This is a genomic window from Pseudocoprococcus catus, from assembly GCF_019734885.1.
Taxonomy (GTDB): domain Bacteria; phylum Bacillota; class Clostridia; order Lachnospirales; family Lachnospiraceae; genus Coprococcus_A; species Coprococcus_A catus.
Window position 1 is genome coordinate 39,242 of record NZ_JAAXCM010000047.1, and the last position, 25,678, is coordinate 64,919.

The window sequence follows — 25,678 nt, forward strand, 5'->3', positions numbered from 1 at the left end:
TGTGATGAATCGGAATGAAGCAATAAGTGGATTAGTCAATTATGCACTGGAGAAAGAGATGATCCAGCCGGAAGAAAAAGCATGGGCAGTGAATGGCCTGCTGGACATTCTTCAGTTGGATGCTTTCTCCTGGGAGGAAGGCGAAAAGGCTGAACTGACAGAGTTACTGGATACATTGCTTGATGATGCTTATGAACGTGGCATTCTTGAGGAAAATTCAGTTGTTTACAGAGATCTTCTGGATACAAAACTGATGGGAAGCCTTCTGCCTCGCCCGGCACAGGTGATGGCACATTTTGATACGCTGAGAAAAGAATCTTCTCAAAAGGCAACAGACTGGTATTATCAGTTCAGTCAGGACAGCAATTATATCCGAAGAGATCGAATCGCGAAAGATATGCGCTGGAAGACAGATACAGAATATGGTGAACTGGATATTTCCATCAACTTATCCAAGCCGGAAAAGGATCCAAAGGCAATTGCAGCCGCAAGAACTCTGGCGGTTTCCAATTATCCGCGCTGCATGCTGTGCGCCGAAAACATGGGCTATGCCGGCCGTCTGGATTATCCGGCCAGACAGAATCACCGGATCGTACCGGTGCAGATCAACGGTGCGGCCTGGTATCTTCAGTATTCTCCATATGTTTATTACAATGAACATTGCATTTGTTTTAATAAAGAACATACACCGATGAAAATCGACCGTGCCTGCTTCGGCAAGCTTTTGGATTTTGTCGGTCAGTTTCCGCATTATTTTGTCGGTTCCAATGCAGACCTGCCAATCGTCGGCGGTTCCATTCTGGCTCACGATCATTTCCAGGGCGGACGCTATACATTTGCAATGGAACGTGCACCGATTGAGACAGAGATTTCTTTTAAGGGTTATGAAGATGTCAAAGCAGGCATTGTGAAATGGCCGATGTCCGTTATTCGTCTGGCCTCCGAAGATCCGCAGAAGCTGGTAGACCTTGCAGACAGAATCCTTGCAAGCTGGCGCGGTTACACAGATGAAGCAGCGATGATTCTGGCAGAAACAGACGGGGAACCGCATAATACGATTACACCAATTGCACGCCGCAGGGGTGCAGACTACGAACTGGATCTTGTTCTTCGCAACAACCTGACTACGCCGGAGCATCCCCTTGGTATTTATCATCCACATGAGGAACTGCATCATATTAAGAAGGAAAATATCGGTCTGATTGAAGTCATGGGTCTGGCGATTTTGCCGGGAAGACTCAAACAGGAACTGGCAGCAGTGGCAGAAAAGCTTGTTTCAGGTGCAGATCTTTGCGAGGATCCGCTGACAAAAGCACATGCTGACTGGGCCAAAGCGATTGCAGCGAAACACACAATCACAGCAGAAAATGCAATGGAGATTGTGCTGCAGGAAACAGGCCTTGTGTTTGCAAAAGTACTGGAGCAGGCCGGCGTTTATAGCCGGACACCGGAAGGTAAAGCAGCCTTTCTTAGATTTATTGAGCAGGTATAAAAGGCAAGAAAAGAACATATCATATTGATTGACGATAATCCGGATGCAGTGAGAACGGTCTGTTATGCAATGGGTGATGACTCAAAACGACTGGAAATGGCAATATTTCGCAGCACCGGATAGCGGAAAGAAGGCATAAAATGACAACAGAGCAGCAATACATTGAATCATTAGATATAGAAGCATCCTATAACCTGGCCAAGAAGATGGAGGCCTACCGCACGAATCCTGTTCTCGGCTACCGACCGGCAGGATCCTGGGCAGAGTTTGAGACCGGAGAGATGCTGAAGGCTTATATGGAAGATTTGGGGCTTTCCAATGTCCGCAAGGATGAGATTAAAGTGGATGGCTGGGAGTTTGAGAGGGCCGTTTTAGCCTACAGAGATGCAGCAGGCGAGAGACAGGAAGTCCAGCTGGGAGCATACCAGACGGATTTTGTGACAGAAGGCGCAGAAACATTTCAGGTCGTTTATGTAGGAAAAGGCGGCGAGAAAGATTATGCTGATAAGGACGTGGCAGGGAAGATCGTGTTGGCGGAGATCAACCAGAGAGATGAATGGTGGATTAATTTCCCTGTGTATCAGGCCCATGAGAAAGGGGCAAAAGCACTGATTGCTGTTCAGGTCGGCGGATATGGACAGGTAGACGAGAAGGCTTTAAATGCCCAGGATATCGCGGGTCCTCCGGAGGCATCAGCTTTTTCTATGTCCTTTGAAGATTCTGAGAAATTAAAGGCATGCCTGGATGAAAAGGGTGAGATCACCGTTACTCTGGATGCCAGCAGCCGGGTTATGCGGGATGTTTCTACATATAATATTCTTGGCGAGATCCCGGGAAAGCGTTCAGATAGAATGATTCTTTTGTCGGCTCATTATGATTCTTATTTCAGCGGTTTTCAGGATGACAACACGGCGGTGGCCATGATGCTTGGCATTGCACGGGCTTTTATTAAAATGGGCTATCAGCCGGAGAATACATGGGTATTCTGTGCCATGGCTGCGGAAGAGTGGGGAATTGCTGATTCCAAGTACGACTGGTCAACCGGCGCTTATGCGGAGGTGTTTAATGTCCATCCGGAATGGGCGGGCAAAGTGATTGGTGATTTCAACTTCGAATTGCCGGCACTTTCTAACGGCAATCTGGACGGAATCCGCTGTACATATGAATACAAAGACTTTTTTGAAGATACATTAAAGGCACTGCCGGCACTTTCGCCGGCCTATCCGGAAGGTGTTCTTGTATCGGCACCAATTGAAACCTGGTCGGATGACTTTTCTGTGGCTATCAGCGGTATTCCGTCCATGGTCAATGAATTCAGTGCAGGTTCCTTTATGACTACGCACTATCACTCACAGTATGACAGTGATGAATATTATAATGAGGCGGCTTACCGATTCCATCATGAACTTTACGGTCTGCTTTTGATGCATCTGGACAGACAGTCTGTGGCACCGCTGAATTTTGCGGAGGTTTTTGAGCAGGCATCTGCCAGTCTGGATGTGCTGATGTGTCAGAAATCCGGTAGCAGGGTTACTGCCCTTCTGAACCTTCTGGGACAGACAGAAGAGATGGCAGAAGAAGTTTATGATCGTATTTATGATATCAATGAGGCTGGAGTGGATTCTGAAGAATGCCGTGAGGCTGAGAAGATTCTGCTGAAAGTATTCAAGATGACTCAGGACAAATATGTTCGTCTCACATGGGAGGATGCGGTTGTTTTTCCGCAGGAGGCGGCTCAGAATAATCTGCGGTATCTGAAGAAGGCCATTCGCGCTTTAAGGCGTAAGACGCCGGATGCCGAGGCTGCGTTTGAAGCTTTATATGAGATTGATAACAATGCCTATGCTTTTCAGTTTTCAAAACAGGTCTATGAGCGATTTACAGATTATGTTCTTGACCAGAATTCAGACCGTCTGCAGTGGGGACGCGGCCGGATCGTGCATCATGAGAATCTCTATGATTTGGTGGCACAATTGATGGATAAGTATCATCAGGGAGCGATGGATTTTGCAGATGAAATTGCAGAGCTGGAAAGGGTTGTGGAACGGCAGAAAGACTATCTCAGGGATGATATCGAATACATGCTGCAGTCCACAGAGAAAATGCTGCTTTTGCTTCAGTCAGCCAATGAACGGCTGAAAAATATACAGGAGAAAAATTAATTATTATGGAAAGTGAAAGACTATATCAGGTGCAGAAAGAGGATCTGCCGAAACTGGAGGATTTGCTGACACAGTGTTTTAGGGAGGACCCCCTTTATCACAGCCTGATACCGAATAAGGATATTAGGGAAAGGCTGATGCCGGAGCTTTTTAAATGTGATCTGACGGAGTTCTATGAATGCTGTGATATTTATGCAGACAGTCCGGAATGCAACAGTCTGCTGGTGGTTTCTGACGAAATGGAACCCTATGAACATTTATTTAAAGCGTATTTTACAGAAATTGCGGCAGCATTAAAGACGGATGGTTATCTTCTGAAAGAAGATGCTTCCATGCATACATTCTGGAATTTCATTCTGGGGAGGGATTACCTGAATTCTGCATGGACAGACCAGCTGCATCAGAAACACCGTCTTCATGTGATTTATCTGGCGGTACGGCCGAATATGCAGCATCATGGATTGGCGGATGTGCTGATGAATGAGGTGATTCGATATGCCGATGAACATCGGATGATGGTGTCTTTGGAGACGCACAATCCGGTGAATGTGGAATTTTATCAGCGTTTTGATTTCAAGGTTTTCGGTATTGTACAGAAACACTTTGATCTGAAGCAGTATTGTCTGATCCGGGAAATCCGCAAAAGAGAATCTGCAGCAAAGTAATTGAAGGCTCAGGGAAGCAGGTTCACAAGAAATAGAAGATAAAATACATAAAGAATGCCGTCGCATCCGGGATGATAGAAATCTCCGGTGCGACGGCATTTTGTGGTAGAGTAGACCTTTTATCAGATGACAGGTCCGAGACAGTGGATATCGATGGAAGTAAAGTACTGGATGGCCTCATTTCGTGTCATTTCCCCGTTCAGGACACGCAGCATTTTCTCAAAAGCAGCTTCGCCGACTTCATTGATACTGTTTTTGCCCTCAATAATGACACCGGCGTTGAGATCCATATCGTTTTTCATCCGTTCGTAAGTATTTGGATTGCCACAGATTTTGATCACCGGCATGCACGGAAAGCCCTGAGGGGCACCGCGGCCGGTGGAGAACATCATAAACTGGGCGCCTGTTGCAGCCATACCTGTCAGGATTTCCGGTTCACGTCCCGGAGTATCCTTGATCCAGAGGCCTTTGCAGCCGGCAGCATGCTGAGGATATTCAAGAACACCCTGAATCGGACGGCTGCCGGATTTCATAATAGCTCCAAGACTCTTTTCTTCAATAGAGCTTAATCCGCCGGCGATATTGCCCGGTGTTGGCTGACCTTTTCTCATATCGCAGCCGATGGCTTTGGCACGTCCCTCCATTTCATTGACGATCTGGTAGATCTTCCGGCCGACAGGACCGTTTTCACCGCCTACGGCACGGCGGGCCAAAAGATGTTCACCGCCAATGAATTCTGTTGTTTCGCCAAAGATAACTGTTGCACCAAGATCCACCAGTTTGTCAGCAACATAGCCGATGACACAGTTGGAAGCGATACCGGAAGTTGTATCAGAGGCACCGCATTTAATGGACATAACGACTTCGGAGATATCTGTTTCTTCACGCTGCAGGCCGGAAATTTCTATGGCCATATTCCGGGCGATATCGGTACCTTTCTGGATGGCGTTGGAGACACCGCCAAGTTCCTGAATACGGATAATTTCAACATGTTTGCCTGTGGCAGAGACCTCTTTATACAGGCGTTCAACATCAGTACCTTCACAGCCCAGGCTGACGATCAGTACAGCTCCAAGATTCGGGCTTTTGCCGAGACTGATCAGTGTGTCCGTAACTCTTTCAAGATCCGGCGGCATCTGGCAGCAGCCCTGATGATGCGGAAATGTGACACAGCCCTGTACCTGTCGGCAGATGGCTGAGGCAACATCTGATGCGCAGGTAACACTCGGAATAATACCGACATAATTTCTGATACCGACCTGACCGTCAGGACGGCGATAACCATTGAATGTATAACCCATTACACTGTCCCTCCTTCCAGATCACCGCGTCCGCGCTGACTGTCCATGTTGTGGATATGGACATAATCACCTGCAGCAATATCCCTGGATGCGGCACCGATGGCCTCACCGTATTTAATAATTTCTTCGCCCTTTTTAATATCGCAGAGGGCAATTTTGTGTCCGTAAGGGATATCAGACAATAATTGAATTTCAAAGTGGTGGCCCTTTTTGTCTGCGACGTTGGCGATCATGCCGGCTTTGACGTCGTTGGTAAAGACGGTGGCCACATTATCGTGGTCAATTGCTTTTAATGCAAATACTTCAGCCATTGTAAGTCATACGCTCCTTTCAGTTTTTCAGTTGCTGTTTTGTAAGTCATGATTATGCGTTGGCTCTTGTCAGAAGATTTTCCCAGCGTCTGTCGATTTCTCTCTGGATATCTTCAATGAGATGTTCATTTTCCGGTTTGAAAAGGTGGGCAAAACGTCCCTGGCTTCTCAGGAAATCTTCAATTGGCAGCTTTTTCTTTGGAATGTAATTGACAACCCATTTTTCACCGTCATAACATTCAAATAATGGCCAAAAACAGGTATCCACAGCAGCTTTGCACAGATCAATGATATCCGGTGTATTATAGCGCCATCCGCGAGGACACGGTGCCATAATATTGAGGAAAGCGGCCCCGGATGTGTATAAAGCTTTCTCGGATTTGATATGTAAATCCCTGAAATTTTGGACAAATGTTGTCTGGGCAACATATGGTACATGATGAGCTGCGATTACTTCAGCCAGATCTTTGCGGTTTTGCGGTTTACCGTTGCTGACTGTACCGACAGGTGTTGTTGTTGTATCCGCATACAGAGGTGTTGCAGAAGAACGCTGGATACCTGTGTTCATATAGGCTTCATTGTCATAGCAGACATAAACCATATCGGTGTTTCTCTCCATAGCACCGGAAAGGGACTGGAAACCGATGTCATATGTTCCGCCGTCGCCGCCTACAGCGATAAATTTGTAAGTACCGCCTATTTTGCCTTTTTTGGACATGGCTCTGTAAGCAGCTTCCACGCCTGAACAGGTTGCACCGGCATTTTCAAATGCTGTGTGAATGTAGGAATCCTGCCATGCTGTGTATGGATAGATAAAAGTGGAAACTTCCATACAGCTTGTTGCATTGCAGATAACTGCATGGTCTTCAGGATGAACAGCTTTCATCACATTTCTAAGGGCAATGGATGCACCGCATCCTGCACACATTCTGTGACCGGCAGTCAGTCTGTCGGGACGTTCCATATATTCTTTAAAATTATATGCCATTTCGATTCCTCCTTATCCCTTCAGGGACAGATAACGATATGTCTGTCCGACTGTGCCGTCAGCGGCAATTTTCATCATATCCTCATAGACACTTGTAAGGCTTGCAACAGTAACATCACGACCGCCGAGACCATATACATAATTAACGAATTTCGCGTGGATGCCGGCATCATAAAGTGCACATCTGACATCGGCGCCCAGAGGACCTGTGACCGTATTGAAACTTTCTGTACGATCCATGCAGGCAACAACTTTGACATTCTTTAATGCTTCTGCAATCTGGGATGCCGGGAATGGACGGAACATGCGGACTTTGATCAGGCCGGCACGGATACCCATGCTGCGGAGTGCATCAACAGCGTCCTTGCCTGTGCCGGCAGCACTTCCCATGATGACCATGGCATAGTCAGCATCTTCCATGCGGTAGGATTCAAAGAAGCTGTATTTTCTGCCTGAAATTCTCTCAAAATCTGCAGCAACATCTAACATAACCTTTTTGGAATTTTCCAGTGCCTGAAGATTAGCACGTTTGGCTTCCATAACATAAGGCGGATTCGCATAAGGTCCGATGGCCAGCGGCTCGGATGCATTCAGAAGATAGTGTTCGGGTCTGTATTCACCTACAAAATTTTTGACAACATCGTCTTCTAACAGTTCGATATTTTCAACACCGTGGCTGATGATAAAGCCATCCTGGCAGACCATGATCGGCAGACGGACATCCGGATGCTCGGAAATACGGAAAGCCATGACCATATTATCATAAGCTTCCTGGTTATTTTCTGAGAACAGCTGGATCCAGCCGGCGTCACGGGCACCCATGGCATCAGAGTGGTCACAGTTGATGTTGATCGGTCCGGAGAGAGCACGGTTGACAAGAGCCAGAGCCAGCGGCAGTCTGTCGGAGGCGGCCACATAAAGCATTTCCCACATATAGGCAAGGCCGCAGGAAGAAGTTGCGGTCATGGCGCGGGCACCGGCTGCGGAGGCACCGATGGTGGCACTCATGGCGCTGTGTTCGCTTTCTACGGGAACAAAAACAGAATCGACTTTGCCATTGGCAACATAGCTGGAAAAATACTGAGGGATTTCTGTTGATGGCGTAATTGGAAAGGCTGCGACAACGTCAGGATTAATCTGGCGCATGGCAGTTGCAATCGCTTCATTACCGGATAATCTTTCTCTGATTGACATTATTCGTCACCTTCTTTCATGGTGATGGCACCGAATGGACATACTTTGGCACAGATACCGCAGCCCTTGCAGTGCATCAGGTCAAAATCTTCACGTTTCTGGTTTTTTACAGGAATGGAGGAATCCGGACAAACCGGCACGCACATCAGACATTGTTTGCATTTGTCCATATCCAGAACCGGCACATTGACACGCCATTCACCTGTATTGAATTCAGGAGCCGTGGCACCGCCTGTTACAACAGTACCGGGATTCAGATTCTGCCAGGTAACATCAATATCCTGTTTTCTGATATCAGTTTTCATACTCAATGTACCTCCTTTAAAGCAATTTCCAATGCTTTCATATTGCCGTCAATAACGGATGGCTTGGAAGCAAATTTATGGGCGTAGGATTTGCGCATATCTTCCAGAAAGGCCTTTTCCTCCATAACGCCGGTAACTTTGACAACGGCTGCCAGCATCGGAGAATTCGGAAAATATTTGCCAAGAGTTTCAATGGAAATCTTTCGGGCGTCAATGGTATAAATATGACCGTGATAACCTTTTTCCTCAAGAAGCGGTTTTAATTCATTGCTGCTTTTATGGGAGTTGATGATGATTGCACCGCCTTCCTTGATACCGGCAGTAACATCGACGCTTTCAATTAAAGACTCATCGACAACAACCACGTAATCCGGCTCATAAATATTGGAATGAACGCGGATCGGGTTACGACTTAAACGATTATAAGCAGTAATGGGAGCTCCCATTCTTTCAGGACCGTATTCCGGGAAGCCCTGAACATAGAGACCATTATTGAAAGCAACATCAGCCAGCAGGAGGGCAGCCGTTTTAGCACCCTGACCGCCGCGGCCATGCCATCTGATTTCAATTAAATCCTTCATTTTCTTACCTCCTTTGATTTGTAAAAAATCCTCAAAAATGATTTTTATAAAGGATAAGACGCTTCAGATATTCAGCGGAATATCCAAGCGTCTTATCTGATATGTGTTCAAAGCGAACACATTGAAATGCGGGTTGTTAAAGAACAACAGCCAGCAGATAGGACATAATACATACGATGACACCTAATACAATACAGATACCAACAGTCTTTGTCATGATCTTGCCGTCAGAGCCTTCAAGTCCGATCGCAGCAACACCGATGGCGATACTCTGAGGGGAGATCAGTTTGCCGATACCGCCGCCTGCAAGGTTGGCTGCAACCAGCATAACAGGGTTGGCACCGATAAGTTCAGCAACCTCATACTGCATCTTGGCAAATAATACACCGGAAGATGTTGTGGAACCTGTTACGAATGTACCGAGGATACCGCAGATTGGTGCGAACAATGGGAAAATAGATCCGGTAAGATCAGCAAGTAAAGTTGCGATGGCTGTTGTCATACCGCTGTAGCCCATAACCTTGGCAAGAGCGATGATGGCAATAACAGTGACCATGGCTTTCCACATGTTCTTTAATGTCTGGCCAAGTGTTGAAATCATTTCGCCGATACTCATATGCTGGGCAAAACCTCCGATGATGCCGGCAAGCAGGATCAATGTTCCGGCATTGCCAATCCAGGCCAGCTTGATGGTGGCGGCACCTTCACCGGCATATACAGAGAAAGCTGTTGAAAACTTGCCAAGGAAGGCGTTGATTGGTGGAACAAGTTTGGATGTACCAAGCAGGAAAACAAGCATCAGAATATACGGAAGCACAGCGGCACCCATACCGAATTTAACATCAGAAGCCTCTTCTTCACTGGCTTCGATCATATAAGCAGGATCTGTTGTAGGCGGCATTTTCTTTGCAAAAACGACCAGAACGATCAGACAGATCACACAGCCGATAAGGTCGACAAATTCTGCACCTACAAAATTACCAACGATGGCTGCAGGGATGATATAAGAAAGAGCAGCAACGATGGTGAAAGGAATCATGCCTTCAAAAGGTTTCTTGGAACCGCAGGCTTTACCGGTCATCCATACGATGATGAATGGAACGATAATGGCCGGAATAATCAGCATGTTGATGGCAGGACCCGATAAAAGAGCTGCATCAAGACCAACAGCGCCGGCTGCGGATGTTGTAGGAATGGCAACGGAACCGAATGGCGGTGCAATGGAGTTGGCAACCAGACAGACAACAGCGGAGAAGATTGGGTCAAAGCCGAGACCAACCATCATAGCTGCAGGGATAGCAACAGGTGTACCAAAACCTGCGATGGCTTCCATGAAACCGCCGAAGCCCCATGTAAGCAGCATAACAAGGACACGCTTGTCATTGGTTACAGATGTAAGAAGGCGTTTGATCATTTCCATAGCACCTGTTTTTACACAGATATTGTAAGTAAACATGGCTGCCAGAATGATCAGACAGATTGGCCAGATCGCGCCGATACCACCTTCAATGGCTGCGGTCAAAGCTTCAGGTACTGTCAGGCTGAATGCCGGAATAACAAGACTCTCTACAATGGAGATAGCCAGTGCGATCAGACATCCGATGTAGCCGGGCATTTTCAGTACAAGAAAGGCAATGAAAAGCCAGATGATAGGAAGTAGTGCAAGAATGAATTCCACGAACATAAACGTCGCCCCTTTCCCCTGACAATATATACGAAAAAAAGATGCCTTTTGGATGTGCTTCACGGACAAGGCGTTGTATATATTGCCTAAAAATAAATAGTGTACCGATGCTCAGATAATAAAAATGATGATCTGAGTGGTTAAACATAATTTGAGTATAATACAAAATGACGAAAAAGTCCATTAATAAAATGAAAAATTATTGAAAATGATAAAAGAGAATTAATACATTCCGTTAATTCATCGACAATAAATGAAATTATCAGATAAAACAGATGCGTTGTATTGTATCTATATAAATACAATCAAATGTGTTATAATAAAGGAGACAATAATCCGTGTGCATAGAGGACGGAATTTTGACCTTAGTTTTCGGGAAGCACAAAAAGGGGAATAAGGGGGATTTTACATATGTCGGAGTATATCATTTCACTGGATCAGGGAACCACAAGCTCAAGATGCATTTTATTTGACCATGGAGGCAGAATTGTCAGCGTGGCGCAGAAAGAGTTTACTCAGATTTTTCCGAATCCGGGGTGGGTGGAACATGATCCTATGGAAATCTGGGAGAGTATTCAGTGTGTGATGGCGCAGGCTATGGATAAGGCCGGTGTGACGACGGAGAATATTGCAGCCATCGGCATTACCAATCAGCGGGAGACAACAGTTGTCTGGGATAAGGAGACAGGAAAGCCGATTTATAATGCCATTGTCTGGCAGTGCAGAAGAACGGCGCCTGTCATAGAGGATTTAAAGGATCAGGGATATGAGAACTTTATTAAGAAGACAACAGGTCTGATCCCGGATGCTTATTTTTCGGGTACAAAGATCAAATGGATACTGGATCATGTGATGGGTGCCCATGAGAGAGCAAAAAAGGGTGAACTGCTTTTTGGTACCATTGATACATGGCTGATCTGGAATCTGTCCGGCGGCAAAATTCATGTGACAGATTATACCAATGCCTCAAGGACCATGCTTTTTGATATCCACAGTCTTTGTTGGAATGAAAAGCTTTTGGAAGTGCTTGATATTCCGATGGCCATGATGCCGGAAGTGAAGCCATCCAGCTGTCTTTACGGTTATACGGATCCGCAGATAACGGGCGGTGCCATTGCCCTTGCGGGAGCAGCAGGCGATCAGCAGGCTGCACTGTTTGGCCAATGCTGTTTTGAAGAGGGAATGGCTAAGAATACATATGGCACAGGATGCTTTTTATTAATGAATACGGGTCATCAGGCGGTTGAATCCAAGAAGGGATTGTTGACAACAATTGCGGCAGGTACAGATGCGCATGTGGAATATGCCCTGGAAGGCAGCGTCTTTGTAGCAGGTGCAGCGATTCAGTGGCTGAGGGATGGACTGGAACTGTTGAAGAGTTCCTCGGAATCAGAGGGGGTTGCTGAAAGTGTCGATGATACAGCCGGAGGCTATGTGGTACCTGCATTTACAGGTCTTGGTGCACCTTACTGGGATCAGTATGCCAGAGGGGCTGTTGTAGGCATTACACGAGGTTTTACTAAAGCACATTTTGTCCGGGCAACACTGGAATCACTGGCGTATCAGGTTTATGATATTTTGAAAGCCATGGAGGAGGATGCGGGCATTCAGCTGGCGGATCTGCGAGTAGACGGCGGTGCATGTGCCAACAATTTCCTGATGCAGTTCCAATCCGATCTGCTGGAGAAAAATGTTCTGAGACCGGAATGCATTGAGACGACGGCTCTCGGAGCGGCCTATCTTGCAGGACTGGCTGTGGGCTACTGGAAGGATAAGGATGAAATCAGGCATAATTGGTCACTGTCCAGAACGTTTATTCCGGATATGGATAGTGAGAACCGTAAAAGGCTGTTGCGGGGATGGCACAAAGCAGTGAAATGTGCTTTTGACTGGGAAGAACATTAGTACATCGTTTTGTAAATAACGCTGCCCATCATGCGGGAGACAGATTTGAGTGTGTAAAACTCAGTAAAAACTGCGGCTCATCAGGGCCGGAGCGCATAAAAGTGTACAAAAAGGGATATAAAGCAAACGTTTTGCTTTATATCCCTTTGATTTTTGCCGGGTGAGTGTTATGCTTACATCATGTTAATGGAGGTGTAATGAAATATGATAGTGGTATTTTTTGCGGTCAGTCTGCTGGCATCCATCGTGGGCTCCATCTGCGGTATCGGCGGCGGTGTGATCATCAAGCCGGTGTTAGATGCACTGGATGTCATGAGTGTTTCGTGTATTAGTTTTCTGTCTGGCTGTACTGTGCTGACCATGTCGGTGGTGTCTGTTTACAAAAATATGCGTGCCGGCAAGAAACTGAATCTTCGGATCGCGACCTTATTGGCTGTTGGTGCAGCTGTTGGCGGTGTGGCCGGCAAGATGATGTTTCAGACAGTGAAAGCATCCGTGGGCAATGAGAATTTTGTAGGCATGGTGCAGGCAATCGTGCTGATCGGCGTGACAGGTATAACGTTTGTGTATACAATTTTTAAGAAGAAAATACATACACTGACACTGAGTAATGCTGCTGTGTGTGTGATTGTGGGACTGGTTCTCGGCATTATGTCAAGTTTTCTTGGCATTGGCGGTGGTCCGATCAATCTGATGGTGCTTGGTTTTCTTTTTTCTATGTCTACCAAGGAGTCAGCACTGGCTTCACTGTACATTATTGTCTTTTCGCAGGTTACCAGTCTGGTTCAGACCGTCGTTACGGGAACGATTCCGCCGGTGCAGCTGTCTTATCTTGTAGTGATGGTCATCGGCGGTCTTCTGGGCGGTACCATCGGCAGCAGGATCAACAAGAAGATCGAGGATGAGAAAGTTGACAAATTGTTTATGGCATTGATGTTTATCATCATCTGCATCAATATTTACAATACTTATAAATTCGCAGTTGCTCTTTAAAAAGCAAACGTTTGCGTCAAGGCTTTAGCAGGCTAAAATGGTTTTTGACCTTTTTAGTCTGCTTTTTTGTCACAAAAAGTCGACAGAAATTTCCAATTTTGTGTTAAAATTGAATATATCAAAATTGTATCGTTGAAAATACACAAAAAAATTTTTGTAAAATGTGCAAAAAGTAGGATAACGTTTGGATAAAATAGGCCTTATTTTAAACAAAAACTGTGATAGGATAAGTATATCAAAAGAAACAAAGCATTGACAAAAAATGTAAAACATTTGTGCATATTATATAATTATGTGCAAAATGATAGGAGTGCAGATAAATGGCAGATAATCTTTTAGTTGTACATGGAGGCGGTCCGACCGCAGTAATCAATGCATCTTTGTATGGCGTTATCCGTGAAGCTAAAAAGAATCCATCCATTGGAAAGGTTCTGGGAGCAATCGGTGGAACAGGCGCAATCTTTACAGAACAGTTTCTTGATCTGACAGCATTTTCAGATGAGAAGCTGAAACTTCTGCTTCATACACCGGCTTCGGCCATCGGATCATCCAGATATCCGCTGTATGAAGAAGATTATGCGAAGATGCCTGAGATTTTCAAGAAACACCATATCGGCTATGTCCTTTTAAATGGCGGCAATGGTACGATGGATGCTTGTGAACATATTTATGAAGTTTGTCGGGATCACGGCATCGGCGTTGCAGGTATTCCGAAAACGGTGGATAATGATATTGCAATGACAGATCATGTACCGGGCTATGGCAGTGCCGCCAGATATCTGGCAGCAACCACACAGGAAGTCGGAGAGGATGTTAAGTCACTTCCAATCCATGTCAGTGTCATTGAGGCCATGGGAAGAAATGCCGGATGGATCACCGCAGCATCAGCCCTTGCAAGACGTAAGAAAGGCGATGCACCACATCTGATCTATGTACCGGAAAGACCATTCCATGAAGATGAATTTCTGGAAGATGTAGAAAGACTTTACAAGGAAAAAGGCGGCGTTGTTGTTGTTGCCAGTGAAGGTTTGACGAACGTCAATGGTGAATCCATTGTTCCTCCGATTTTCAAGAGCGACAGAGCTGTATATTATGGCGATGTCAGTGCTTATCTGGCTGAGTTGGTCATTAAGAAACTGGGTATCAAAGCCAGAAGTGAGAAACCGGGTATCTGCGGAAGAGCGTCTATTGCTCTCCAGTCACCGGTGGACAGAGCAGAAGCAATTCTGGTAGGTGAGCTGGCTGTCAAAGCCGTGACCAGCGGCAATGGTGGACATATGATCGGCTTTAAACGTCAGCCCGGGAATATTTATCAGGTTGAACCGGTGCTGGTACCGCTGAAGGATGTCATGCTTTATGAGAGAAAGCTTCCTGAAGCTTATATCAACGAAAGAGGCAATGACATCACGGATGAATTTGTGAAATGGTGCGAACCGCTGATCGGCGGCCCGCTTCCTGAATTTCTGAATTTCAGAGACTATATCTAAAAGTTTCTTATCCATATACTTGGGAAGAGGATAGATGATATAATGAGCGTTAGAGAGCGAGAGCAGGCGCTGCCTGTTCATCGCGAACGGCGAATGGCGATCATGATAGCTGCGAATGCAGCGTTAAGCACCCAAAGGTGCGAATCATGATATAATGAGCGTTAGAGAGCGGGAACAAGCAATGCTTGTTCATCGCGAACGGCGAATGGCGATCATGATAGCTGCATACGCAGCGTCAAGCACCAAAGGTGCGAATCATGATATAATATAGGGAGGAAATTGTAACGATGAAACATATTTATCTGAATCTGAAGAGATTTGATATTCCAACAGAGGCAGGCGGCGTTAACCGTATCGCTTCGCCGGCGGAATGGGGACCATATATTGTCTCCCACACACAGGATCAGCTGGCGGCTTACGATCCAAAGGATGTAGAGTTTGCCATGTTTTTCCCGGAAGCCCATCTGATCGGTGCTGTTTCAGCAAGAAAAGCAGATAGTGCATTGAAGATCGGACCACAGAGTGTTCTGGGACAGGATACAGCCCTTGGCGGTAACTTCGGCGCATTTACTTCAAATCGTACAGGTAATGCCATGAAAGCCATAGGATGCGATGCTGTACTGATTGGTCACTGTGAAGAGCGCCGTGATAAGCTGAGTATTATTGCTGAAGGCAAGGGTACAGATGCAGCAGCTGTCAACCGGATCCTGAACAAAGAGATTAAGGCAGCTATTGCAGCCGGTCTGGATGTACTTTACTGTATCGGAGAGAATGCTGATGAACAACCAAGATGGCAGGAGGTTCTGAAGGAACAGCTGACAGTAGGTCTTGAAGGCGTAGACAAGAGCAAGGTCACCATTGCCTATGAGCCTGTATGGGCCATCGGACCTGGCAAGATTCCGCCGGATGCAGATTATATCCAGAAGATTGCTTCTTATGTCAAGGAAGTGACAGATGGCATGGATGTTGTCTATGGCGGCGGATTAAAGACAGACAATGCGAGGATGCTTGCATCTGTCAAAGAGATTGACGGCGGTCTGATCGCATTAACAAGATTTTCAGGAGAGATTGGTTTTTATCCGGATGAATATCTGGAAATCATTAAGACTTATCTCGGATATTAATTCACAGTACATATCGTTTACAGACAGAATTTTAAATGGAGGTTTTTTAGAATGGGCAAGAAGAGCAAAGGCGCTGATTTTGTCGGAAAGATTCCAAAGGGTGTCTGGCTGCTGATTTCATTAGTAGTAGCATTGATATTATGGACAGTTTTATCAATCATCCCAAGTACATCCAGATGTTTTCCGAATGCGATTAAAGTTATTGGTTCCATCCAGACGATGGTTTCAAGAGGTTTACTGTTCAAGGATATCGGAAGCAGTTTGATTTCCGTATTACTTGGTTTCCTGATCGGTTTCGTTACAGCCGTTCCGGTTGCGTTCCTGATGGCATGGTACAGACCTGTAAGATTCATCATTGAGCCATGGATCCAGTTCATCAGAAACATTCCACCACTGGCTTACGTACCACTGGTTGTTATCGGTGTTGGTGTCGGTCGTACACCTCAGGTCATCGTTATCTGGCTGGCTACATTCCTTACAATGACAGTCACAATTTTCCAGGGTGTTATCAACGTGGATGAGACATTGATCAAAGCTGCAAGAGTACTTGGTGCAAAGGATTCAGACCTTTTCGTTAAGGTTATTTTCCCAGCAACAACACCATTTATTATCACAGCTATCCGTCTTGGTATTTCAACAGCCCTGACAACACTGATCGCTGCCGAATCAACAGGTGCAGTTGCCGGTCTTGGTATGCGTATCAAAGCATTATCTAACTCTTATGAAACAACACCAATGCTTCTCTACATCATTATCATCGGTATCATCGGTATGCTGGCAGAGAAGATTCTTAAATATTTTGAAAGGAAGTTAACAGGATGGCAGGAAAAGAGGGAAATATAAAAGTCAGTATTCGTAATGTCGTAAAGAAATACGACACACGAAATGGTGAAATGATCGCTTTAAATGGTGCCAATCTTGACATCATGGAGAATGAGTTTATCTGCGTGATCGGACCTTCCGGCTGCGGTAAGTCCACACTTCTGAATATTATCGCAGGTCTTCTGGAACCGACATCCGGTGAAGTTATCGTAGATGGACACAAAGTCGAAGGTACAGGCGTGGATCGAGGCGTTGTCTTCCAGCAGTATGCACTGTTTCCTTGGCTGACAGTTAAGAAAAATGTTCAGTTTGGTCTGAAGCTTCAGGGTAAATCCCAGAAAGAAATGGATGCCATCTCTGAGAAGTATATCAAGATGGTAGGCCTTGAGAAGTTTACAGATTCTTATCCGAAGGAATTATCCGGTGGTATGAAACAGCGTGTGGCTATTGCAAGAGCCTATGCCGTTAATCCGTCCGTACTTCTCATGGATGAGCCTTTTGGTGCTCTGGATGCCCAGACAAGAACACAGCTTCAGACAGAGCTGTTAAAGACATGGCAGGAAGAGAACAAGACATGTTTCTTTGTTACCCATGATATTGAAGAAGCCATCGTTCTGGCATCAAGAGTTGTCATCATGAGTGCACGTCCTGGACGTATCAAAGAGATCATCGATATTGATATTCCTCATCCGAGAGATCAGGCAACGAAGATGAGTCCGAGATTCGTTGAATTGAAGAATTACATCTGGAGCCAGGTATATCAGGAATATCTTGAAGTTCAGAAATAATCAAACGAATTATTATCTTACAGACCGCACAGAAGCGTCATCTTCAGGAAATGACTGCTCTGCGCGGAATGTGAGGTTATAATGATACAGGTGAACGGCGTAATGAACCGGTCACCGACACACTTTTTTAAGGAAAAGGAGAGATTGGGAAATGAAAAAAAGAATCATGGCAGTTGTTGTAACAGCAGCAATGGTAATGGGGGCTTTAGCAGGATGCGGAAGCTCATCTGCAAAAGAAACACAGGCACCTGCTTCAACAGAAGCAGCAGCATCCGAAACTGCAGCAGCATCTGAAACAACAGGGGAAACAGAAGCATCAGATGCAGCTTCAGGTGATCTGACACATGTGAATGTTGCTTACATGGCAAACTACGCATCACTGTGGCAGGTAGCAACAGCAATCAACAAAGGATACTTCAAGGATGAAGGTCTTGATGTTCAGCTTTACATGTTCCAGGATGGTCCTACAGAAATCGCTTCCATGGAATCCGGTTCAATTGATGTCGCTTACATCGGACCTGGCGCACACAAACTGTGTATCAAAGGTCAGGCAGATATCTTCTGCTTCTCACAGCTCGGCAACGCAGACTGTGTAATGGGTCTTAAATCTCATGGTGTAAACTCCCTTGAAGATCTGAAGGGTAAGAAAGTTGCTTATGCATCCGGTACATCTTCAGAAACAATCTTAAAGAGAGCACTTAATTCCGTTGGCCTGACAATGGATGATATTGAAGCATATGATATGGAAGTCAGCAACATGGTAAGTGCAATCGTTTCCGGTTCTATCGACGCTTGTGCTCCTTGGTCTCCAAGCTCAACAACAATTGCGAACGAACTTGGCGATGATGTTCAGACATTCTGTACAAATACAACATTCTCTGATATCGCAGCTGACTGTGCAAGCTGGATCTGCATGCCAAGCTACGCAGAAACAAACAAAGACGTTCTTGTGAAATTTACAAAGGCTCTTTACAAAGCAATGGATTTCGGTTCAAACCCAGACAACTATGATGAAGTTGCAGGTTATGTTGCTCAGGAATGCGGTACAGACAAAGAAAGCGCACTTGCTCAGACAGGCGACGGTGCTTGGCTTGACAGCGCAACACTTCTTAAATATGTAGGCGATGGTACAATCAAAGGTTACTATGAAGTACAGCAGAAGAACTTCATCGACAATGGTGATGTTGAATCTGAAGTGCCTGTAGAAGACTATGTATTATTCGACGTTATGGAAGAAGCAGGTAAGTAATCTGAATTTTTAATTCTTTACTGCAGGGCAGTATCTGCCATCTTTAACAGTAAAATGGCAGATAAAAGCAGGTGCCTTGTGGCTCATTACCATGAGGCACCTTTTGTATGCCGAAAAATGTCAAATTTCGGTGTACCGGGTGGCGGCCTATCCGCCGGTTTTCCAATTTTCTGGAAACAGACGACTTATAACTCAGATAATATTATAATCGGGAGGAAATAACATGAAACTTGATTTTGAATATGGATTAGGCACAATGCAGGCAGAACTGCCGGATAATACAGATGTATTTATTTCTGGTGAAACAGTGAAGGATCCTGCATGTATTCCGGAGGACCAGTTAGAGGCTGCATATCTTGAAAGCCTGGCACATCCGATCGGCATGCCGACATTAACAGAGCTTGCACACAAAGGTACAACAGTTACGATCATTGTTCCGGACCGTGTTAAAGGCGGCGAGCAGCCAACAAGCCATAGAAAATTAAGCATTAAATATATTTTAAAAGAACTTTATGCAGCAGGCGTAGAAAAGAAAGATATCCTGTTTATCATTTCCAATGGCCTTCATCCGAGAAGTAAAGCATCCGATGCCAAGGCAATTTTCGGGGAGGAACTGTTCAATGAATTCTGGCATTCGGGTCAGATCATCAGCCATGACAGCGAAGATCAGGAACATATGATCTATCTTGGTACAACAAAGCGCGGTGATCCTGTTTATATGAACAAATATGTTTATGATTCAGATCTGCCGATCCTCATCGGTCACGTACAGGGCAACCCTTACGGCGGTTATTCAGGCGGTTACAAGCACAGTGCAACAGGTATCACAAACTGGAGATGTATCGCCAGCCATCATGTGCCGTCTGTTATGCACAGAGACGACTTTACACCTGTTAACGGCGGCAGCCTAATGAGACATAAATTCGATGAGATTAGTATGCATATGGAAGAGAAGATGGGTCATCCGTTCTTCTGCTGTGATGCCGTTTTGGATACTTATTCAAGACAGATTGCGATTTATTCCGGTTACGCTAAGGAAATGATGCCGATCAGCTGGAAACTGGCAGATAAGAGAACTTATGTCCACTGGGCAGAAAAGAAATACGATGTACTGGTATTTGGTATGCCTCAGAAATTCCACTATGGCGACGGCATGGGCACAAACCCGATCATGATGATGCAGGCTTTAAGTGCACAGGTACTTCGTTTCAAGAGAATCATGAGCGATAATTGTGTCATCATCTGTTCATCTGCATGCAACGGCTATTTCCATGATGAATTATGGCCATATCTGAGAGAACAGTATGAGCTGTTCCAGCATGATCATATGAATACACTGCCGGATATCGACCGTTACGGTGAATATTTTGCAACAAATGAAGAATATATCCGCAAATATCGTTTCTGCAATGCGTTCCATCCATTCCATGGCTTCTCCATGATGTCCTGCGGTCATATTGCTGAAATGAATACAAGTGCCATTTACATTGTCGGTGCTCAGGAACCTGGCTATGCAAGAGGCATGGGCTTAAAGACAAGAGCGACATTTGAAGAAGCCCTTGAAGATGCCAAGAAGAAATTTGTTGGTCAGAATCCGAACATTCTGGCGTTGCCTCTGACATACAAGAGAGCAGCTGTTCATCTTTGCATGAAGAACCCTGAAGAGGACTGCATGGATGAATATGGTCATCGTCATTAATACGGAGGCGTTTGAACAATATGATTCAATTTCAGATGTTTGATCATCAGCCGGAGCGCTGTGAAAAATATCATCAGATGCTGACGGACAATCTGCCGGTGCTTGAGGGCATCGGCAGTGAAGCCGATTTTGAAAAATACGGGGATTCCCTCGGATGGTTTGATATCGATACATGGGCCAATGAGGCAGAATTAAGTGCCATTGAAGAACTGGCAGCAAGGGTGCGCCGGGATGCAGATGTTTTTGTTCTCATTGGTGTGGGCGGTTCCAATAATGCAGCCCGCTCAGTGATCGAAGCTTTTCCGGAATGTGATGGACCGGAGATCGTCTATGCCGGCAACTCACTGTCGCCATGGGCGTTTGAACAGGTTATGAACAAGATTCGTGGCAAGTCCGTTTATATTGACTGTATCGCCAAGAACTTCCAGACACTGGAGCCGGGATCGGCATTCAGGGTGCTGAGAGAATATCTCTATGAAACATATGGGGAGAAGGCCAATGAGCGTATTATCGCAACTGGCTCCCGCAATAGTCTGCTGGAAACTATCTGTAAAGAGCAGGGATACAGCTTTGTAGAATTTCCCCAGACAGTGGGCGGCAGATATACAGCGGTAACAGCTGTGGGACTTTTGCCTATGGCTGTGGCCGGCATTGATATCCGTGCCCTTGTTAAGGGGGCAGCCGATATGGCAGCTGAGTTAAAAGGCTGCAGAGACATCACACAGTCTGCTTACCGCTATGCGGTGGCAAGAAATCTCTATTATAACGAAGGATACAGAATGGAAATGCTGGCATCCTTTGAACCGCAGCTTCACTGGTTCTATAAATGGTGGATCCAGTTATTTGCGGAGAGTGAAGGAAAAGAAGATCAGGGAGTTTATCCGATCAGTGGTGAGTATTCAGAGGAACTGCACTCTGTCGGACAGTTCCTTCAGGATGGCAGCCCAGTGATCTTTGAGACATTTTTACATGTGAAAGATCCGCAGGCTTCCATGATCGTTCATCCGGATGGCTGTGTGAAGGATGATTTTGATTATTTGAATGGCAAAGACTTCAGAGAAATCAATGAAGCCGCTTATGGAGCCACACTTCGTGCTCACAGTGAAAAGATGCCATGTATGGTGCTTGAGGTTGAGAAATTAACACCCTACAGTTTCGGAGAGATCTTTTATTTCTTTATGTATACATGCTATGTATCAGCGGGAATTCTGGGCGTGAATCCCTTTGACCAGGAAGGTGTGGAAGCCTACAAACAGCGCATGTTCAAAGCCCTTGGCAAGTAGAGGTACTTGGGCGTTAAAAAGAACAGGCTTCTCTTAATGATGAGCCTGCTGACGTAAGGTTGAGAAAAGTCTGTGGTCACGGTTGATGGGACAGCAGCTGTCACGTTTGGCAATATAATAAGGCAGAAAGGTTTTAAGCGGCATCCGGTGGCCGCCGTTTACACGGTCAAAGAGCATCTTGAAGGCCATTTTGCCCAGTTCATCTGTCGGAATATGAACGGTTGTGAGCATCGGAGACATATATTGTGCAATATCGATATCATCGATACTGATGACAGAAATATCTTCAGGTACACGGAAGTTCAGCTTTTTCAGGGCATGAAGAACACCGATGGCTGTACGGTCATTGGCACAGAGGATGGCGGAAAGGTCATCACATGTTTTGGCCAGCATTTTCATACCTTCGTAACCGCCTTCGGATGTCTGATGGACATTGGCGGTGTTGCGCTGGGCAAATGGAAGATCAAGTTTGGACAGGGCTTCCTTGTAGCCGTTGAAGCGGGGTTCTTTATCCTGTTCACCGATATAGCCGATGGCGGTATGTCCCAGGGATTTCAGGTAGGAAATTGCCGTATAGACAATTTCACTGCCGTCACAGACAACCTGATCGAACTGGAAATCCATTGGGATCAGGCCGGTGTAGACCACATTCTTGCTGAGATTGCTGACCAGAGAAGCGATCCGCTGGTCGTAACGGCCGAGAACAACAATACCGTCAGCGGGAAACTGGGTGAGCTGAGCGGCAGTTTCAGGTCGGCCAAGGTCCTGGGAAGTAAAAGAGTAGCGAATGAAATAGCGACTTTTGATGGCTTCCAGTTCCAAAGCCTTTACGATCTGTGAGAAGAAAGGATCCGACATATCTGTATGGGTTCTGGCATAAACACAGGCAATGGACTTGGGATCCGGATCGCGAAGCTCTGCAGACTGTCCGAGCTTCAGATTGCGGGCTGTTTTATTCGGTGAATAGCCGGTACGACGGATAATCTCCCATATACGGGCCTGCACTTCGGGACTGGCTGCTTTTGTATTTTCCTGATTGATGACACGGGAGACTGTGGATACAGAAACCCCCGCTTCCTTTGCGATTTCTTTAAGTGTCATAAAATAACCTCACTGACTGATGGTGATGCAAGAATCATAGTGTTGTATACTTTGGATATCATATTTGCATGATATTTGACAAAGCGTCTATCTAGTAGTATAGTACAAAATGTTTTTTTTTACAATAAAAGGTGGTAGCATAACATGAAACATGAATATTACCAGTATAATGCAGAGGAGATCCTGTCAAAAGGACCAAAGTTCCCTCTGATTATTATGAAAGACAATGCAGAAGTTTTTAAATCCATGGCAGATGAGATGGCAGATACGATCATCGAGCATAATGCCAAGGGTGAGAAGACGGTATTTATTTGTCCTGTAGGTCCTGTGGGACAGTATCCTTATTTTGTTGAGAGAGTCAACAGCGAAAAGATCAGCCTGAAAAATGTTTGGTTCATCAATATGGATGAATATCTGGATGATAACAAAGAATGGGTCAGCATCGATCATCCGTTAAGTTTCAGAGGTTTTATGAAACGTACGGTTTATGACAAAGTCAATCCTGAACTGGTGATGCCGGAAGAGCAGAGAATCTTTCCTGATCCGAAGAATCCGGGTCACATTCCGGAAGTGATTGGGCAGCTTGGTGGCGTGGATATCTGCTTCGGCGGTATCGGTATCAATGGCCATGTTGCTTTCAATGAAGCAGACGCAAGTCTGAGCAATGAAGAATTCCTGGCACAGCAGACCCGTGTTTTAAAGATCACGCCTGAGACAAGAACAGCCAATGCGATTGGTGATTTCAACGGTGCCCTTGAGGATATGCCGCATTACTGCATCACAATCGGTATTAATGAAATTTCCCATGCACGTAAGATCCGTCTGGGCTGCTTCAGAAACTGGCATCGTGCCGTTGTAAGACGTGCTGTTTACGGTGAACAGACATCTGAATTCCCAGTCAGCTTATTACAGAATCATCCGGATATTAACCTGAAGATTACTGAATTTGTAGCAAGCCTTACAGATTAATATGTTTATCATAGGCGGGGCGTTCAGCAAATGGAAGTATGATTCCCTGCATTTACAGCAGTGTTAAAACAGACAGAGGCGATAACAAAATGAAAACATTAATTAAAAATGGACAGGTTTATATGAACCGCCATTTTGAGAAGAAAGATTTATTGTTGGATGACAGAAGGATTGCCGTGATCGGAGATTTTCCTGAGCCGGAAGATGCTGATACAGCAGTATATGATGCGGAAGGTTGTTATGTCACACCGGGATTTATCGATGTGCATACACATGGCGGTTTTGGCGTGGATGTCAATGCAGCCACACAGGAAGATTACGAGAAAATAGGTCATTTCTTTGCGAAGGAAGGCACCACATCCTGGCATTGTTCAATTTTGACAGATACCGAAGAGCAGACAGACTGGTGTATCAAAGAAGCTGTGAAGCATCATGAAGCCAATACAGAAGCAGGACAGCCGCATGGTAATTGTGCAGATCTGATGGGAATCCATTTGGAGGGACCATTTCTGGCATCGGAGTACAAAGGTGCGATGCCTGAATATCTGCTTCGTACAGCGGATATGCAGCTGTTAAAGCACTATCAGGAGACAGCAGGCGGGTTCATTCATTACATAACCGTATCACCGGAGGTTGCAGGTATTCCGGAGCATGTCAAAGACATCACTGAGATGGGCATCAAAGTGGCTATCGGTCATTCTGGTGCGGATTATGCCACATCCTGGAAATGTATTGATGCCGGTGCAGCAGCTGCAACTCATACATTTAATGCGATGCGCCTGTTCCATCAGCATGAGCCGGCCATCATGGGCGCGGTTCTTGAATCGGATGTATACTGCGAAGCTATTTGCGATGGCCGACATCTTCATCCGGGTTCAGTCCGTTTCCTTTTGAAAATGAAGGGTTATGACAGAGTCATTGCTATCACAGATTCCATCATGGCTGCAGGACTTCCGGACGGCAACTACAAACTGGGAGTCAACGATGTCATCGTTGAAGAGGGCGATGCCAAACTTAAAGACGGTACAAGAGCCGGCAGTACACTGACAACGGGACAGGCCTTCAGAAACCTGATGAAATTCACTGGCGAAAGCCCTGAGAAGATTCTTCCGTTGCTGACAGAGAATCCGGCTACTATGCTTGGCCTGCAGAACAGCATTGGCTTCATCGGCGAAGGCAGAGATGCCGATGTGCTGATCATGGACAGCGAATTCCAGATAAAAGATACATTCGTCAAAGGACGTCGAATTTCTTGATTGGCCTCTCGGACGGATCTCTTAATCTGATGTGAGCGAACAATGCAGTGTAAACAAGGCAATTTTCTCGTTTTACTGCGTCGCTTATTGCCGGCTTTTACGTGCGAACTCGCCCTTCGGGCTCAAACAGCCCTCCAAAGCCAGCGCTATGCTCGTAAAACCGCGAAAATTAGCCTAACGTTTACACTGCATTGCCGTCACATCATCATTAAGAAATCCTGCTGACAGGCAAAAAGGAAAATCCATACAGGTGAATATAAATTAAAAAAACGAATAAGAACTTTATTACTTGTTGAAAACTGCTTATAGAAAGGCACAG

At 45.6% G+C, this 25,678-nt stretch carries 22 protein-coding genes; 14 read left to right on the forward strand and 8 right to left on the reverse strand.

The window, feature by feature from the left end:
- The first annotated feature begins 4 nt into the window (after positions 1-4).
- The 3 genes from galT to HED67_RS13100 all read left to right on the forward strand — a co-directional run bounded on the left by galT (position 5) and on the right by HED67_RS13100 (position 4,319).
- Positions 5-1,492, forward strand: a complete 1,488-nt coding sequence (gene galT, locus HED67_RS13090) for a UDP-glucose--hexose-1-phosphate uridylyltransferase (RefSeq protein ID WP_221718575.1) — start codon at positions 5-7, stop codon at positions 1,490-1,492.
- 140 nt (positions 1,493-1,632) lie between these two features.
- Positions 1,633-3,654, forward strand: coding sequence for a M28 family peptidase (locus HED67_RS13095; RefSeq protein ID WP_221718576.1), 2,022 nt, complete (start codon positions 1,633-1,635; stop codon positions 3,652-3,654).
- Positions 3,655-3,659: 5 nt separating this feature from the next.
- Entirely contained in the window at positions 3,660-4,319 is a 660-nt protein-coding gene (locus HED67_RS13100) for a GNAT family N-acetyltransferase (protein ID WP_221718577.1), read from the forward strand.
- A gap of 122 nt (positions 4,320-4,441) precedes the next feature.
- Here HED67_RS13100 and HED67_RS13105 read toward each other — a convergent pair whose 3' ends face one another.
- The 7 genes from HED67_RS13105 to HED67_RS13135 all read right to left on the reverse strand — a co-directional run bounded on the left by HED67_RS13105 (position 4,442) and on the right by HED67_RS13135 (position 10,683).
- Positions 4,442-5,620, reverse strand: coding sequence for a UxaA family hydrolase (locus HED67_RS13105; protein WP_221718578.1), 1,179 nt, complete (start codon positions 5,618-5,620; stop codon positions 4,442-4,444).
- Positions 5,620-5,931 (reverse strand): UxaA family hydrolase, encoded by a 312-nt coding sequence (locus HED67_RS13110; RefSeq protein ID WP_215631802.1) that lies wholly within the window; start codon positions 5,929-5,931, stop codon positions 5,620-5,622. The genes HED67_RS13105 and HED67_RS13110 overlap by 1 nt, the downstream gene beginning before the upstream one ends.
- Positions 5,932-5,983: 52 nt before the next feature.
- Positions 5,984-6,919 (reverse strand): thiamine pyrophosphate-dependent enzyme, encoded by a 936-nt coding sequence (locus tag HED67_RS13115; RefSeq protein WP_221718579.1) that lies wholly within the window; start codon positions 6,917-6,919, stop codon positions 5,984-5,986.
- Between the two features lie 12 nt (positions 6,920-6,931).
- Positions 6,932-8,113 carry a pyruvate ferredoxin oxidoreductase gene (gene porA, locus HED67_RS13120; RefSeq protein ID WP_178438447.1) on the reverse strand — a complete coding sequence of 394 codons (1,182 nt, stop codon included), beginning with the start codon at positions 8,111-8,113 and terminating at the stop codon, positions 6,932-6,934.
- The gene (locus HED67_RS13125; protein ID WP_178438450.1) at positions 8,113-8,418 is read right to left on the reverse strand and encodes a 4Fe-4S dicluster domain-containing protein; all 306 of its coding nucleotides are present in this window, start codon (positions 8,416-8,418) and stop codon (positions 8,113-8,115) included. The genes porA and HED67_RS13125 overlap by 1 nt, the downstream gene beginning before the upstream one ends.
- Positions 8,419-8,420: 2 nt before the next feature.
- A complete protein-coding gene (locus HED67_RS13130; RefSeq protein ID WP_178438454.1) occupies positions 8,421-8,999 on the reverse strand; it encodes a 2-oxoacid:acceptor oxidoreductase family protein in 579 nt (192 codons plus the stop codon).
- A gap of 136 nt (positions 9,000-9,135) precedes the next feature.
- Positions 9,136-10,683 carry an L-lactate permease gene (locus HED67_RS13135; protein WP_221718580.1) on the reverse strand — a complete coding sequence of 516 codons (1,548 nt, stop codon included), beginning with the start codon at positions 10,681-10,683 and terminating at the stop codon, positions 9,136-9,138.
- 411 nt (positions 10,684-11,094) lie between these two features.
- Between HED67_RS13135 and glpK the strand changes: the two genes are divergently transcribed.
- From glpK to HED67_RS13180, 9 genes are all read left to right on the forward strand, one after another.
- A complete protein-coding gene (gene glpK / locus HED67_RS13140) occupies positions 11,095-12,588 on the forward strand; it encodes a glycerol kinase GlpK (protein ID WP_221718581.1) in 1,494 nt (497 codons plus the stop codon).
- 204 nt (positions 12,589-12,792) lie between these two features.
- Entirely contained in the window at positions 12,793-13,581 is a 789-nt protein-coding gene (locus HED67_RS13145; RefSeq protein WP_178438463.1) for a sulfite exporter TauE/SafE family protein, read from the forward strand.
- 320 nt (positions 13,582-13,901) lie between these two features.
- Entirely contained in the window at positions 13,902-15,068 is a 1,167-nt protein-coding gene (locus tag HED67_RS13150) for a diphosphate--fructose-6-phosphate 1-phosphotransferase (protein WP_221718582.1), read from the forward strand.
- Between the two features lie 287 nt (positions 15,069-15,355).
- The gene (locus HED67_RS13155) at positions 15,356-16,192 is read left to right on the forward strand and encodes a triose-phosphate isomerase (RefSeq protein ID WP_178438469.1); all 837 of its coding nucleotides are present in this window, start codon (positions 15,356-15,358) and stop codon (positions 16,190-16,192) included.
- 51 nt (positions 16,193-16,243) lie between these two features.
- Positions 16,244-17,035 carry an ABC transporter permease gene (locus HED67_RS13160; RefSeq protein WP_015513689.1) on the forward strand — a complete coding sequence of 264 codons (792 nt, stop codon included), beginning with the start codon at positions 16,244-16,246 and terminating at the stop codon, positions 17,033-17,035.
- The gene (locus HED67_RS13165; protein ID WP_178438471.1) at positions 17,011-17,802 is read left to right on the forward strand and encodes an ABC transporter ATP-binding protein; all 792 of its coding nucleotides are present in this window, start codon (positions 17,011-17,013) and stop codon (positions 17,800-17,802) included. The genes HED67_RS13160 and HED67_RS13165 overlap by 25 nt, the downstream gene beginning before the upstream one ends.
- A gap of 151 nt (positions 17,803-17,953) precedes the next feature.
- Complete coding sequence (locus HED67_RS13170) at positions 17,954-19,051, forward strand: ABC transporter substrate-binding protein (RefSeq protein WP_178438475.1); 1,098 nt, start codon at positions 17,954-17,956, stop codon at positions 19,049-19,051.
- A 223-nt stretch (positions 19,052-19,274) separates the two neighbouring features.
- Entirely contained in the window at positions 19,275-20,750 is a 1,476-nt protein-coding gene (locus tag HED67_RS13175; protein WP_221718583.1) for a lactate racemase domain-containing protein, read from the forward strand.
- A gap of 20 nt (positions 20,751-20,770) precedes the next feature.
- Positions 20,771-22,033: a glucose-6-phosphate isomerase gene (locus HED67_RS13180; RefSeq protein WP_221718584.1), complete on the forward strand. Its 1,263-nt coding sequence runs from the start codon at positions 20,771-20,773 to the stop codon at positions 22,031-22,033.
- A 33-nt stretch (positions 22,034-22,066) separates the two neighbouring features.
- Here HED67_RS13180 and HED67_RS13185 read toward each other — a convergent pair whose 3' ends face one another.
- Positions 22,067-23,134 carry a LacI family DNA-binding transcriptional regulator gene (locus HED67_RS13185; protein ID WP_178438481.1) on the reverse strand — a complete coding sequence of 356 codons (1,068 nt, stop codon included), beginning with the start codon at positions 23,132-23,134 and terminating at the stop codon, positions 22,067-22,069.
- Positions 23,135-23,278: 144 nt separating this feature from the next.
- On the opposite strand from HED67_RS13185, the gene HED67_RS13190 reads away from it, so the two are divergent.
- Positions 23,279-24,103, forward strand: a complete 825-nt coding sequence (locus HED67_RS13190; protein WP_215631808.1) for a sugar phosphate isomerase family — start codon at positions 23,279-23,281, stop codon at positions 24,101-24,103.
- Positions 24,104-24,192: 89 nt separating this feature from the next.
- Positions 24,193-25,359 (forward strand): N-acetylglucosamine-6-phosphate deacetylase, encoded by a 1,167-nt coding sequence (gene nagA / locus HED67_RS13195; protein ID WP_221718585.1) that lies wholly within the window; start codon positions 24,193-24,195, stop codon positions 25,357-25,359.
- Positions 25,360-25,678: the final 319 nt, after the last annotated feature.